13 protein-coding genes are annotated in these 14,083 nt (G+C 43.3%); 3 read left to right on the top strand and 10 right to left on the bottom strand.

Features of this window, described 5'->3' with window-relative positions:
- Positions 1-18: 18 nt before the first annotated feature.
- The 7 genes from NF859_RS10490 to NF859_RS10460 form a co-directional block, all read right to left on the bottom strand.
- Positions 19-891: a glycosyltransferase family 2 protein gene (locus NF859_RS10490; RefSeq protein WP_252744188.1), complete on the bottom strand. Its 873-nt coding sequence runs from the start codon at positions 889-891 to the stop codon at positions 19-21.
- 211 nt (positions 892-1,102) lie between these two features.
- Positions 1,103-3,394: an STT3 domain-containing protein gene (locus tag NF859_RS10485; RefSeq protein ID WP_252744187.1), complete on the bottom strand. Its 2,292-nt coding sequence runs from the start codon at positions 3,392-3,394 to the stop codon at positions 1,103-1,105.
- A 48-nt stretch (positions 3,395-3,442) separates the two neighbouring features.
- The gene (locus NF859_RS10480; RefSeq protein ID WP_252744186.1) at positions 3,443-3,985 is read right to left on the bottom strand and encodes a hypothetical protein; all 543 of its coding nucleotides are present in this window, start codon (positions 3,983-3,985) and stop codon (positions 3,443-3,445) included.
- Entirely contained in the window at positions 3,986-5,284 is a 1,299-nt protein-coding gene (locus NF859_RS10475) for a DUF58 domain-containing protein (protein WP_252744185.1), read from the bottom strand.
- 3 nt (positions 5,285-5,287) lie between these two features.
- The gene (locus NF859_RS10470; protein WP_252744184.1) at positions 5,288-6,217 is read right to left on the bottom strand and encodes an AAA family ATPase; all 930 of its coding nucleotides are present in this window, start codon (positions 6,215-6,217) and stop codon (positions 5,288-5,290) included.
- Positions 6,207-7,226: a DUF4350 domain-containing protein gene (locus tag NF859_RS10465; protein ID WP_252744183.1), complete on the bottom strand. Its 1,020-nt coding sequence runs from the start codon at positions 7,224-7,226 to the stop codon at positions 6,207-6,209. The genes NF859_RS10470 and NF859_RS10465 overlap by 11 nt, the downstream gene beginning before the upstream one ends.
- Positions 7,223-8,986, bottom strand: coding sequence for a hypothetical protein (locus tag NF859_RS10460; RefSeq protein WP_252744182.1), 1,764 nt, complete (start codon positions 8,984-8,986; stop codon positions 7,223-7,225). The genes NF859_RS10465 and NF859_RS10460 overlap by 4 nt, the downstream gene beginning before the upstream one ends.
- 69 nt (positions 8,987-9,055) lie before the next feature.
- Between NF859_RS10460 and NF859_RS10455 the strand changes: the two genes are divergently transcribed.
- Positions 9,056-9,796: a DUF7982 domain-containing protein gene (locus tag NF859_RS10455; protein WP_252744181.1), complete on the top strand. Its 741-nt coding sequence runs from the start codon at positions 9,056-9,058 to the stop codon at positions 9,794-9,796.
- Positions 9,787-10,029 (top strand): DUF8044 family membrane protein, encoded by a 243-nt coding sequence (locus tag NF859_RS10450; protein ID WP_252744180.1) that lies wholly within the window; start codon positions 9,787-9,789, stop codon positions 10,027-10,029. Before NF859_RS10455 ends, NF859_RS10450 begins: the two co-directional genes overlap by 10 nt.
- Before the next feature lie 188 nt (positions 10,030-10,217).
- Here NF859_RS10450 and NF859_RS10445 read toward each other — a convergent pair whose 3' ends face one another.
- On the bottom strand, positions 10,218-11,627 hold the full coding sequence (locus NF859_RS10445; RefSeq protein WP_252744179.1) for an SWIM zinc finger family protein: 1,410 nt from the start codon (positions 11,625-11,627) through the stop codon (positions 10,218-10,220).
- Positions 11,628-11,809: 182 nt separating this feature from the next.
- Here NF859_RS10445 and NF859_RS10440 point away from each other — a divergent pair, with 182 nt between their 5' ends.
- Complete coding sequence (locus NF859_RS10440) at positions 11,810-13,198, top strand: ATP-binding protein (protein WP_252744178.1); 1,389 nt, start codon at positions 11,810-11,812, stop codon at positions 13,196-13,198.
- 73 nt (positions 13,199-13,271) lie between these two features.
- On the opposite strand, the gene NF859_RS10435 is transcribed toward NF859_RS10440, so the two are convergent.
- Positions 13,272-13,739, bottom strand: a complete 468-nt coding sequence (locus tag NF859_RS10435; protein ID WP_252744177.1) for a PIN domain-containing protein — start codon at positions 13,737-13,739, stop codon at positions 13,272-13,274.
- Positions 13,723-13,995, bottom strand: a complete 273-nt coding sequence (locus NF859_RS10430) for a hypothetical protein (protein WP_252744223.1) — start codon at positions 13,993-13,995, stop codon at positions 13,723-13,725. The genes NF859_RS10435 and NF859_RS10430 overlap by 17 nt, the downstream gene beginning before the upstream one ends.
- Positions 13,996-14,083: the final 88 nt, after the last annotated feature.

Raw genomic sequence — 14,083 nt, 5'->3', positions numbered from 1 at the left:
ACACTAATTCAACCTCTTTTACTCCCTCACTATCCTCGCTAAAACATTCAGCATCAGTCCAGCAACGAATAGTTGAATCCCAATTATCGTAAATATGCCCGCACCAATGGCCTGAGTCAAGAATACTCGTCCACCATGATAATAGGGCTCAAGGGCTAAATACGCCAGCACTCCAGCAACAATAAACGAAGCCAGGCTTAAGATCCCAAACAGCAACAAAGGTCTTCTATATCCAATAAGGCTTACGATGGAAGCCAGAACACTGAGCCCGTGGGAGAGAGGATTTTTCTTGTGCTTTTTTGGAACGTCGTAACGGACACTTATTGGCACTTCCCTGATCCTGATTCCTTTTTCTTTGGCTTTTACCACCATGTCGGTTTCCACTGAGTAGTCCTCACTCTCAAGATCTATACTCTCAAGGACTTTTCTGTTCATAGCCCTGAAGCCACTCTGCGAATCAACTTCCAACCCAGAGACAGCCTTTGTGCCCTTGTTGAGAACCCATAGACCAAGGCGCCTGTAGAGTGGAATTTTCTCTTTGCTCCCATTTAAATAGCGGGAACCTATAACCAAGTCGGCTTCCCCTTTCATTATGGGATCAACCAGAAGAGGTATCTCATCCGGATTGTGCTGACCATCGGCATCTATGGTTATAACAATATCATAATCTTGACTCAAAGCATACTCAAAACCGCTCTTTAGGGCAGCTCCTTTACCCATGTTAACCTTATGGCGAATAACAACTGCTCCTGCCTTTTGAGCTATCTCAGAAGTTCTATCATAAGAACCATCATCAACAACAAGAACATCCCCATATTTCTTAGCAAGGGCAACAACTGAGCCAATCGTTAATTCTTCATTGTAGGCTGGAATCACTATGAGGGTTTTCATATTATCCACCTTTTAGAGACACCTTCAGAGCTTAAATATCTCCGTTGTTCCATAGACTTCAACTTATTTATACTCTCCTTGAGCACGGCTTTTACCAATTTTAATGTTATTAAGGAGCTTTTAAGGTTTTTCGTTAGTATCCAAAGATTTTGAGGTATAACAATACGCTAGGAATTTAAATTTATTGCAACAATCTGTTTCATCTTCCTTCTCACCTCCTTCTGAAAATTCCCCTGTCGACGACCTTTTTGCCCTCCGCATAGGCATACCTTATCACCGTGCCGTTGACTTCACTTGGCAGCTCGAATTCCTCTAACCCTTTAACGGGATACCACTTGCTAAAGACCATCGTTCCGTTGTCGAGGAAGCCCCCGATTCCTAATCTCGTTCCGGTTGCGTTCTCAAAGTGAAAGATTATCTTTCCATTAGCCTTTTCAATTCTCACATTGGGGTGCTTGAGTTTAAGTATCTTCACAATACCCCCATCGGAATAAACCAGCTCATAGGGCTCCTCCGGCTTTATGAATAGATTAGCAAGAGTTGTGTTGAATGTCTCTTCGTTCATTAAAATAGCGTACCTGTAGTTCAGGTTTATGTAGAGGTAAGCATTGGAATTGGGGGAGGTAAGCTCCGGCTTTATTATTTTCTCTTTGTATTCCACATAAACCTCCTTTGGAGCTAAAGCCCTTCCATCAACGTTCACCACAATGTTCCACCTGTCATCGGGCTTGACAATCACCCTGTAGTTATCCCTCTGAAAGACAAACGCCCCAAGGGAGGAAACCATGGGCAATATGACTATCCCGTATTCCTCCGTTATGTTATACTTGGGATGCATTCTCGCGGTATCAACGATAGCACCGAACTTGAGGAAGTCGTAATAAGAAACAACCACGTAATCAACTCCAAGACCCATAGCCCAGTTCTCGTCGAGCTTTCCTAAGTAGTACAGAGCAACATTAGTGTTTGGACTTCCCTGAGCAACTGGAGACCTTCTTGAGTAATAGGTAACCCAGTGACCGTAGTCCCACCAAGCCAGAACTATATCGTTATCATTTGAGTTCTCTCTAAGCCAGGTTAAAGCCCTCTCCCAGTGCTCGTTCATAAAGGGCTTTTCCTTCCACACTCTATCCAGAGTCACAAAGACGTTTGCAGAAGGAACTATGAGGAGTAAAGTTAAACCAACTGCAAGACCCTTTTTACCATCAAGTTTGGGCTTTAAAACGCTGTGAAGCTCCCAGAGACCAAAGCCAGCCATCAGGGCAATTCCCATGGAGCCTATGAATAAAAACCTAGTCCACGTCTTGATCATGTAAACGCTCGGCACGATAAGCCCGAGGAGCATAAAGTCCTGAACTTTGGCTCTCCCGAACTTCAGGAAAAAGAGGGGAGTTAAAAACATGGAGAGTGCAAAGGCATTCCAGAGGTCGTTAAAGGTGGAAGGGCGAGTTTCCGTTATGGGGGCTTCTTTAAAAATGCCGAAGCCAGTTGATAGCTCCTTCAGGGCTTCAAACCTATAGAAGAGCACGAAAACACCCAGCAATCCAAGCCCAATTAGAATTCCTGCCTTTAATCTAACGTCCTTAACGAATTTACCTGCAATAAAAAGAAGCACTATGAATACAAGGGTCAAGGGAACTAAGTATTTGACATGAATCAGAAGGTAGGCATCTTTTATTGCGCCAAACTCAAGGGCTAACTTTTCCGCGACCCTTTTACCCATTTGGTCATAACCCAGCATTCCATAGCCAAACTTTTCTCCCAGAGAGTTAGCAATAACCGCCCCCAGAAGAGTTGATAATGTCAGCAAAAGAGAATCAAAAAGCTTTTTCTCGTCCAAGAGAAAAGCACCTACGGCTAAAAACACTGCGTTTGCAAGCAAGAATATGAAAATCGGATAATAAGCCTGCCAGAAAATCGAAGCAAAACCGCTCGCAAGGGCTGGAATAAGGTAAAAGACAAATCTCTTGTAACCAAGTCTTTTCTCCATGGAGAGAGCATATGCAACCCCTACTAAAGCAACGCTGTACCAGAAGAGCATGTAGTTGTCTCCCCTGTAGTAGTTAGCCATCGACCTGAATATGTGTCCAAAGCTTAGTGCAAGGAAAAGAGAGGCAAAAAAAGCCCTCCTCTCATCGTAGAGCTTCAGCAAAGCTAAGTAGAAGAAAGCTATGGTCAAGACACCAAATATAACCGGGGTTATTCTGAAAGCATTGTAGAGGGAAACTCCAAGGAACTTCAAAACCTTATAAACATAGGCTGGAGTCATCCACAAGCCAAGGGGATGAAACTTGTGAACCTGAGACCCCCAGGGACCGCCTGCGATGGTGAAAAAGTTGAACCACTCTCCTGCTTTTAGGGCTTCCTCGATATAAGCCAGATGAAAATAAGGGTCGTAACCAAGCATGTATTTGAACCTCAAGGGAATCAACCTGAGAATTAGAGCAATGATAGTTATCAGAGGAAGCGCAAATTTTGGCTTGAAAATCCTCTCAAACTCCATGCTCCCACCACCTCAAGTTTAGCATTTACCCAATATATGCTTTTTTGTTCAAACCTTTTCCATAACCTCCACCCGCTTGAGGCTCCTAAGGAGAAAGGCAAGGGCTATGGTGAAAAGCGTGAAGCTTCCAAAAACAACAACTTGCCCAGAAACCCCCAACCCTGAAATATATCCCTTAAAAAGCGCAAAAACTACTATAACTCCAAAAACTGGAGCACTAATCTTCCACTCGGGCTTTAAAGCCAAAAAATACACCACTGCCCCTGCAACAAAGCTCTCCGGAAGCAAAACCCCAGCCAATATTAAAGCCACTGGAACGATTTCAGACTTCTCAACCTTCACCTCTCTTTTCAAAACATCCTCCAAGAGCAAAACCATAGACAACAGGAACACCAACCCTCTCATCAGCTCGTCATAAACGTAAACATCCCCCACGAAAACCTTGGAACCCAAATACAGAACATAAACGAAATAACCAACCAACCCCAAATCCCTGTTTTTGAGCGATAACAAAAACACAAGGGGCGAAGCAAAAAGGGCATACTCCTTCAAAATCACTCCAGCAAGGAGGGAAGCAACAACGCCTATCATTCACACCACCTTCGCAATCTCCCTTATGTAGTCACTCGGGCCGAGGTCTATGGTCGGAACGAGGGCGTTAAACTTCTTAAGCAGCTTCTCCCTCTCCAGGTAGGCCCTATAAAGTCTCTTCAATGTTTCCCTATCTAATTCCCCACCATAGAACAATATCGGATTCGGGGAGAGCAAAAGAACCTTATGGTTCCACTTTGCCTGGGCTATAGCCCTATAAAGGTCAGAGGGGTTGCTCAAATCGCTTATGAATATCAAGAAAGAAGGCTGCTTTATCAGAGAAAGCCCCTCAAACACTCCCTTGCTTCCCCTCCTCCCCTTCTTTAAAGGCAAAATAGTATTGAGAAACTTTCTAGCCCTCTTCCCCATCTTCACCTCAAGCCTGAACTTAAGGCTCATCTCTCCCCTTTTCCACCTCAGGTTAAGCTTTCTCCTCATAGTCTCAAGCTGAGCCATTGACTTTGATGCCTTTATGAACTCAGCCTTCTCCTCATCATAAATCACCATGCCAACGCGGTAGCTCTTTATCAAGTTTGCAGCCAACTGCAAAGCCAAAGTAGAGGCATAGTCAACCTTGGCCTTTTTTATCCCCTTCCTCATCTCACTCGTGTTGTCAACGAAGATGTAAACGTCAGCATCGCTCTCCTTGAGCATCTCCCTTATTATAAGCTCCCCAAGTCTCATGCTAGCCTTCCAGTCAATCCTCTTGAAGTCATCTCCGTGCTGGTATTCCCTCAAGTCCTTTATCTCAAGTCCCTCAGTTCCAACGAACTGGCTCTTTTTGTAGAGCTCCGCAAGCCTTATGTTGTAATCAGCCCTCGCGGCCTCCTTTATTGAGTCAACTGAGGGATAAACGTAAATCCTTTCCTCCCTTCCGAGCTCAAATTCCTCAAAATATAAGCCCCTAATATCTTCAGCCAAAACTTTCACGGGCCTTAAGAGGAACTCACCCTTCCCCTTTGGTCTTAGACCATAAGAAACCTTCCTAACTTCACCTTCCTTCAAAGGAAGGCTGAGATTCCCTAAAACCTCGAAGTCCTCAGCCAGTTCAAGAATTCTAACAACAACATCTCTTCCCTTGTTCTCCAGAGTCAGCTCGACCTCTCCCTCCTTACCCTCCTCAAGACGGTTTTCCCTTAATAATCTCTCCCCGGCAATTGAAAACTCAACTCCAAGCCTCACCATGAACAGGTAAACCGCTATCCCAAAGCCGAGAATAGCTGGGGCTAAGTTGTCCCCTAAATAGCCCTCAAGGACAAGCAGGAGTGAAAGGGTAAGGAGGAGGTCTTCCCTCTTCATGGACTACACCGGCACTTCTGTGTCCTCAAGGATTTCCCGTATTATGTCCTTGGTTTTAATCCCTTCAAGCTCGTACTCAGCCTTTAGAAGCAGCCTATGGCTCAAAACTGATGGGGCGACTTTCTTAACATCATCTGGAATTACGTAGTCCCTCCCGTCAAGGAAAGCTGAAGCCTTTGCTGCATAGAGCAAGTGCTCTCCAGCCCTCGGAGAAGCCCCAAAGAGGAGCCTCTCGTCGCTCCTCGTTTTAGAGATGATGGCGTATATGTACTCAATTACCTCGTCGCTGACTGAAACTTCTCTTACTTTCCTCATGAGCTCCAGCAGCTCCTCATGAGTCACTATTGGCTCAACATCCCAGAATTCATCTCGGCTCTTCCTCTTAAGGAGCATTATCTCTTCATCTTTGTCCGGAAAGCCGACCTCTATTTTCAGCATGAACCTGTCTAGCTGCGCCTCGGGCAAAACGTAAACACCCTCGTGCTCAAGAGGGTTCATAGTAGCTATCACCAAAAAAGGCTCTGGAAGCTTGTGGGTTACGCCCTCTATGGTCACCTGCCTCTCCTGCATGGCCTCTAGCAGAGCCGATTGTGTCTTTGGCTGAGCCCTGTTTATCTCATCTGCCAAAATGACGTTTGCAAAAATCGGCCCATGCTTTATAGTCCATTCCTTTGTCTTCTGATCGTAGTAGAAGATTCCAATGATGTCAGCGGGAAGCAAATCCGGCGTAAGCTGTATCCTCGAGAACTTCAGCCCTATTGCCTTTGAAAACGCCTTGGCTATTGTGGTTTTCGCAACTCCTGGAATTCCCTCAATCAGCACGTGCCCCTCTGAAAGCAAGGCAATTGTCAAAAACTCTATAACATCTTCCTTACCAACAACTGCTTTGTTGACTTCCTTCTTAAGCCTCTCCATGAACTCTTTACCTTCCATGCCTACCACCTAATTTTGACCCACTCTCAATTTCACTAATGATCTTGAGGAGTAGTTCTTTGTTAAGCCCTTCATTTTCAAGGCTTTTAATAATTTCCTCAAGGCTTTCTTTCTCCTCCTTAAAGAATCTAAAGAGAAGACCCAAAATCTTCTCCAAAACCTTTAACCAAATGCCAGTCTCAATTACAAACGCTATTCCCGCCACGAACAGGATGTAGTAGAATATTAGCTCCTTATTGACAGCCCTCCTTATGGTTATTGTTCCGGAGGAATATGGGTTGAAGTCCCTGTGGTGGGCTTCGTCAATAAAGAACGGCCCGCTCACGTAGTCGAGAAGGTTCTTTATGAACTCCTCGTTTTCCCTGAAGAGGGAGTTCGTGAATATATCTGGATCTGAGATGAGTATTATTTCTCCGCTTCCATATTCTACCTTATCAACAACTGCAAAGGCCCCATAGCTGTTTTTGAAGATGGAAGCGTTGGGAGTATAAACGAGAGCATTTTGGGGGTTTAGAATTACCGAAGGCTTATACATGACTATCTTCTCAACGTTCTTGCCAAGCTCTGAATCATTTATCTCCGCGGTTATTGGATAGTGGTAGTTTTTGGAGTATATTGGCGTTATCAGCTCTCCCCTTCCAAACCTCTGCTCAAGTCCCAAGCCCTCTAGAATTTGATTGCCTGTCCCAAAGTCGTCTACCAGAAGCAGAGTGTTGCCGTTTTCCAAAAACTCTCTAAGCTCGGCTATTTCCTCATTCGTAAAGTCCAGATTGGGGCCCACTATTATTAGGGTTCCTTTTTTCTCGCCAAGGCCAGCTGAGTCAAAAGTCATCAAGACGGGCACGATTTCACCCTTTGAGTAGAGGAGCTTTCCAAAGCTTGAAACCCCGTTCCACTCTGTGTTCAAAACGCTGTACTCAGCGCTACTCTTGAATACCGGAACTGAGAGGGGCATGATCATAAGGCCAATTCCAACAACAAGGAGTATCGCATATAGAACCCGGCTCATAGCTCTTCCCTCACGAAGACTTTTACTATAGCAGCTGCAACGCTCCTTACTCCTTCAAGGATCTCTCTCACACTCAACTTCTTCTTCCCGTAGAAGCCCTTTTCATGAAGAACCGTTGCTTTCCTCAGCTCGGGAGCGAAAATTTCGTTCTCAAACCTTTTGAGGAGCTCTCTCGGGGTTATTGATCTTGGAAGGTTGTAAAGTCTTCTGAAGAAGTTATACAGGAAGCGGTAGGATTTTATCGGGTCAGCCTTCTCTTCACCTATCAAAACCTCTGCTTGTTCTTCCTCGGGCTTTGTTTCGACGACCTCAACCTTTGGCTTTCTCGCAAGAAGCCTATACGCTAAAAACCCCAAGACCAGAAAAACAAGGAAAGCCAATGCCCTATCCATGTAATTGTAGGGGACAGCATTGACCTCAACAATATTTGAAACGCTCTCGGCAAACTCATCGTTTCCGGGGAACCTAACGTATACGCTATGTTTTCCCTCTTCAAACCTTAGGGGGAGAGTGAAGTTTCCCCTAGCATTCATTGTCTCAGCTAATTTGTCATCAACGTAGACCTCAAGGGGTATCTCCTCAAGTGTTCCATTTATATAGCCAGGTATCTTAACTTCTTCTCCCGCTCTAACCTCATTTTCTTCAAAAAACAGCCTTATTGTTAGCCTCTTTTTCGGAGGCATCAGTGTCAGCTCAGCCATTGTTCCATTATATACCTCGTCCCCAGCAAAGGATATCGTGGCGTTTTTACTTTCAAAGATCTCACCCAGCTCAAAAACAAAAGTTCCGTTTTCGTCCGTTTGTGCAGTGTACTTTTCCCCATCAACCTCCAAAACAACTATTTTCCCCCGAAGGTAATTCCCAAATTCATCGACCAAATAGCCCTCTACCGTTACGCTAATGCCGGCTTTTTCTAGGGCGATTATATGGGTTGGGATCTTTTGAACGTGTATCTGGAGAACGTTTGAAGTAACCACCTGACTCCCGTTTACTGCCTGCGCATATACCTCATAGACCCCAGTTTCGTTGAAAGAATAGCGGAGCTTGAAGCCGCCGTTTTCTATCTCCGGAATATAAGAGGTATTATTTATTACAACCCTCACCTCTTCAAGCCCTAGTGTGTAGCCGTAAAAGGTGACGTTCTCATACAAAAAAGGATTCTCCTTTGATGAAAATATCGAGAATTCCGTAGGAGCTGACAATCTGTTGAGCATTTCCTCGTATCTCCCTATAAGTCTGACAACCTTTTCAAGGGTCTCGTATATTTCGGTCAAATCAAAACTCAAAGCCTCTCCGTTCTCGTCAACAAATCTTACCTCAGAAATGTATTCCAGATTAAAGTAAATTTCCTCCAAAGAAGCCTTCATTGAGAAAAGGTTTGTCCTCGCATCAAGGAAGTTACTATTTTCAAGACTTTCTATAAACTTCCACTGGCTTGAAGAAAGCATAAACAGCCCTTCTCCAAGAGCTTTAAAGCGGTATGCAAGCTCAAGTGCAGAAGGTCTTATCCCAAAGGAACCGTACTTTACAACCTCCTCAGCCGTAACGTTTGCAAGGGAATAGAACGACTCAGCCCTAGTGGTACCGTTTTCACTCTCGAGGAGCTCGTTCAAAACTGAATTGAACTCTTCAAGCATGGTGTTGAAGTAAAGATAAACCCCATAATCATTCTCCTCCGCCTGAGAATAGCTTTCAGCATAAGCAAGCTCTGAAACAAGGGTTATGAATACAAGAGCTAAAACAAGAGTTCTCGCTCTCATTTTTATCGGTGGAAATTTCACAAAACAAACCTTTTAAAGTTGATGGTGCCCTATAACTTGGGATGAGAAATGGAATTGAAATACATAGTAAGCGCTGCGCTTGGGGTTTCCGGAGGATTAATAGCTCTAAAAGGCTTCCTAGATGCAAATCAATCATACATTAATTTGGGAATCGCCGGGCTGTTTTTGAGTGCAGTTGTTCTGATATTGAAATCCTCCAAGTACGTGAAGAAAGACGCCGTAGACGTAATGTTAAACTCCTATAAAGGGTTTCTCAAAAACCTCCTAAACAACCTGAAGCTTGAGGGTAAGGCCGTCTACATTCCCCCATACGAAAACCTCCCAAAAGGAGGAGTTTTTGTTCCCCTCTATGAGGAATTCGACCTAGACCCCGCAAGGCTTGATGAGAACACGTTTTTCCTGACTGACGTTCCTAGTGAAAGATCAATGGGCCTCCTCATAACCTCCCTAGGGACGGACCTTCTCGAGAAGTACGAGGAGCACTTAGAAGCACCGATAACCAGCGTTCCAGAGGTAGAGTCTTCGGCGGGCTCTGTTCTAAAAGCCCTTGGACTGGCAGAGAGGGTCTACATAGAGGAAAACGACGAAAATATAAGGGTGATCGTTTCGCCTGAAGTATCGTGCAGTCCGGAAGAGTGTGGAAAAGTCCAATGTCCAATATGTGCATCTATTCTCCTCAGCTTAGCTAAAGCAACGGACAACCTCATAGGCGTGGAAAGCTTTGAGAAAAAAGACTACGGCATCGAGATAAAAGCCAAAAAGCTTGGAGGCGTTAGGGAATGGATGTAGAGGATTACATGCTCCTATTTTTATCATCGTGGGTTCTCATATCAGCACTTGCAACAAAGAGCGTCGACATATTCTTAACCTTAACTCTCATCGGACTTTTGATAACCCTCGAAGTGGGAAGCCTGTTCTTAAGCAAAGAGCATAAGGAAGGCTTGAAGCCCCTAGTTGAACTCCTCCTTGTGATATTCGCAATCATAGTTATGAAGAAAGTTTACGAGGTTTTGAGTGGTTAAGGGGTATATCGCAAGTGGCGAAGGCTTTGCAAATAATTCCCCCAACAGAAAACATGCTTGGGCTTGTAAGATTTCCTTGGTGTTGAAACGCCAAAATTTGACTGGTTGAGAACTTTTTTCAAGCCTCGCCCTTCAGAACAGGCGGAAAAGAGGTTGGGTGTAGAGATCTCCAGATTAAGGCGAGACTTTCAAGAACTACAGCGAATAGTCCCCTCCAATATCTCCCATAGTGCTCTTATTCTTGGATGTCTTTTCTTGAGCTTTTCCACCAAGCGTTCGTACTCTTTAGCATCTACCTTTTTGATGAGCTTTAGGAGCTCTGCTGCAAATTCGTAGGCGTTCCTCTTCTTCTTGGCAACCTCAAATTCCACAATCTTTTCAATGTCCGGGATTATGGACTTTAAATCATCCCCAATGAGCGAGAGTGCATCCAAAATTGCCTGCCTGGAGAGGGTACCCGCTATGTACTTTTCGACGGCATCTGGAAATAACTCGATAATTCTATCCTTAAGACCCAGTTCAACTGCGCATAAAAACGCCATATTCGCGCTTTCTTTCTTTAATATTTCTTTAAAGACTTCAAATCTGCCCGTAGCCTTTATGGCCTCACAAACATAGCTTATGAGATACCCTACACCATCGCTCGCCGTGTAGAGATCTATAACCTTCTCATATTCCCTCCTTTTGCCAAAGTACTCTATAAGCAAATGATACTCTGAGAATTTCAAGCCGAGTTCCTCCGCAAGTTCTGGATTCACCTCTAGGAGAAGCATTACTTTCTCCCGCGGACTTAAGCTGGAGTTTAGTATAAGCGCCTCAGCCTTTTCTTTCTCTCCAATCTTTGCGAGCAACGGTGCTCTTAGCTCAACGCTTATGTTCTCAGTATTTGAGATATCCTCTTTGAAGAGCTCAGCGTTCCTCAGCAGAACTTCATAGGCGTATCTATAGACATCATCTGACACGTCTAAAAGCTTAAGGAGTTCTAAAAACCTTTTAAAGTCTTCTTTACTGATGTTTTTCTCTATGACCTCAAACAAGGGTTTCAGGACAGTGTCTCCATAGTAAAAATCCCTATAGTCGTCGTAAAACCCACCGAAGCCATAGTAGTGCCTGCATATATACTCAAGCAGCTCCCAAGCGTCGTCCTTCGAAATTCCGCTCTTAATTATCCTGCCCACCTCAACCGCATCTTCATAGGAGAGATACCCCTCAAAATAAGAGAAGAGATCTACCTCTCTTTTTATTTCAGGCAGAATTTCCGGATTGTTTTTCAGGAGTTCCTTTAAAATGCCCAGAATTTCCTCTTTGCTCTTCTCTCTCATGGATTCGAGGAAAGCATCACCATCGAAAAACTTCCCATTGGAGTATGCAAGAAATGCCGCCACACCATGTTTACAGTTTCTTCCATAGGGGCATGTGCAAAAGGAGTTCATATTCTTGAGGTCAAACTCAACCCTGTACGTCTTGCTTCCCCTAACCTGTGCGTAAAGTACGTCTCCAATTTTTACAGCGCTTAAAACCCTTCCTTCCCTGTAGTATCTTTCCCCTCTTGCAAATATCCTGCTCCCAAAAATCCTTCTTACTTCCCTCACGCTCATTTTTAATGCCCAAAAAACTGGGAAGCACAGAGGTATAAAAATTTTAAGTTCTTAGGGTGTGTTTATACTGACCTCCTCCCCGCCCTGAAGGGAGAGGCTTTCAAAAGAAAAAAGGTAAATATAGAGTTCAACCGAAAAATATAAATATCCAGAAACAGGATAATCCTATAGGTGGATAATAAATGAAATTCTACGACAGGGAGAAGGAGCTCAAAGCCCTGGAAAAAAGCTTTAACCTCACAAAAAGGAGGTCTTCCCTAGTTATAATTACCGGTAGGCGTAGAATTGGAAAAACAAGACTCATTAGAGAATTTTTCTCAAGGAAAAATATTCCTTACTTAGACTTTTTTGTACCGGTGAAGGAGGAGTCACTCTTACTTGAGGACTTTCAGGAGGAGATAAGCGAAAAGCTTGGCTATTCCCCAAAATTTGAGAACTTTGAGGATTTTTTGAGCTTCTTGTTCAAAACCCAAGATAAGATACCAATATTTTTTGATGAGTTTCAGAACTTTCTCAAAATAAACCCCTCCATAATTCACGACCTTCAAAAGTTCTGGGATGAATACAAAGAAGAGAAACGTTTTTTCATTGTGCTTTCTGGATCTTACATAGGGATGATGAAAAAGGTGTTCCTCCTTAGAAAATCCCCCCTGTATGGTAGGAGCGACCTTTATATAGACCTTAAGCCGTTGAAACCAAACGTTGTTTTTCAAATGCTTGATGACCTTGGTATAAAGGACTTTGAGGAAAAAATAAAGTTTTATGGAGTTTTTGGTGGCGTGCCTAAGTATTATGAGTATCTTGAACTATTTAACGAAAAGACTTTCTTCAGCTTTCTGGAAGAGATGCTAAGATTTTCCTCTATTCTGCAGAGTGAGGGTGAAGCTTTGCTCATAGAAGAGTTTGGGAGAGCCCACAAGATATATTTCTCTATCTTGGAAGCCATTGCGAACAGTAGAAACACCCTCGTTGAGATAGCAAACGCAATCTCCCAGAAACCCACTACCATAACGAAGTACCTGAAAGCCCTGGAAGAATATTTCAATTTGATTTCAAGAGAAAAACCCCTGCTGGAGAAAAAAAGTAAAAAATCCCGTTATATAATCAACGATTACTTCCTAAACTTCTGGTTTACCTTCATACGAAAGAACCAAAATCTGGTTGAAACAGAGAACTATGATGCCCTGATAAGGAAAATTGAAAATGGCTTCCCCAACTACTTTGGCAGGATATTCGAAAGGGTTGTGAGGGATATTCTTGTTGAACTGAACCAGAGGGGAGTTCTGGAATTCGACGAAATTGGGCCACAATGGGGTAAGAGCCAGAAAGGAAGCTACGAAATTGACCTCGTTGCAACAAAAGGCAACAAAGCTTTGTTTATTGAGGTTAAATGGAGAGATGACGTTAATGGAAAAAAAGTTTTGGAAGATTTAATGGAAAAAGCGGAATTAACAAAATGGAACGGGGAGAAAGAATTCCTAATAATTGCAAAGAGCTTTAAAAAGAGAGTCCCTGATGCCACATGCTGGGATTTAAGAGATCTGGAAAGATTAATAGCCGCCCAAAGCTAGTCATTGAGAATTCTGACCTCCTACCCGCCCTAAATGGTGAGGCTTTCGAAAGAAAAAAAGTAAACTAGAAGTATCATTCCTTAAAAATTTCAAAGAACAGCTCCTTTTTAATTCTAAATCCTACTCGAGTTAGCTCTTTAAAAAGGTCTTCGGATTCAAATTCGGCTAAGTTTAATTCTTTTAAGAGCTTTAAAATGCCCAATGTCCCAATTACCTTAACCCCTTCGCTCCTCGCAACTTTTCGAGCTTTTAAATCATCCAAAGCAACCCAGCAGTTATTCCTCTTCGCCAAGATTATTGCTTCGCTCTCCCCTTTATGCAACCCTGCAATTTCTTCTGCATTTACTTTTACTTGGAGAACTTTAATTTTTCCCATGTTAATCAGTTCAGCAATCTTCTTCGAGGATTTGTCATTTTTTGCTCTAATTTCATCATAGACTGCCTTTGGGATTATAACCTCACTAAAGACATCAAAAATTTTGTCGAGGTATTTTAGCTTTTCTAAGAAGATCAGTGGGGATGTGTTAAAGACTATCCTCACTTTTTAGCTCCTCCAAAAGCCTCTTCACTGCCTCTTTTTCTAGATGCACTTCTTCTTCATCCAAGAATGAATAGTCCACTTCAAGGAGGTCTAAAAGAAATGCCAACTTTTCCCTGTCAAGCTTGAGAACTTCGGCAGCTTTTTCAAATGTTATTTGATGAGAGACCAGTAGCCCTAACACCTTGAAAAATCTCTCCTTTTCCTCATAAGTCTTGAACAGCGGAAAACTCCAGACAACCTTCTCTATCTCCTGCATAGTAATCACTGAGATTAAATAAATTAGAGCAAATAAAAACATTTCCCTCTATAAAACCTAAACCAATTGCAAAAGAATTTTAAGCCTC

This window comes from Thermococcus alcaliphilus, assembly GCF_024054535.1.
Taxonomy (GTDB): Archaea; Methanobacteriota_B; Thermococci; order Thermococcales; family Thermococcaceae; genus Thermococcus_A; species Thermococcus_A alcaliphilus.
Note: the sequence above shows the minus strand (reverse complement) of the source record. Positions and strands in the feature narration are given on the sequence as shown.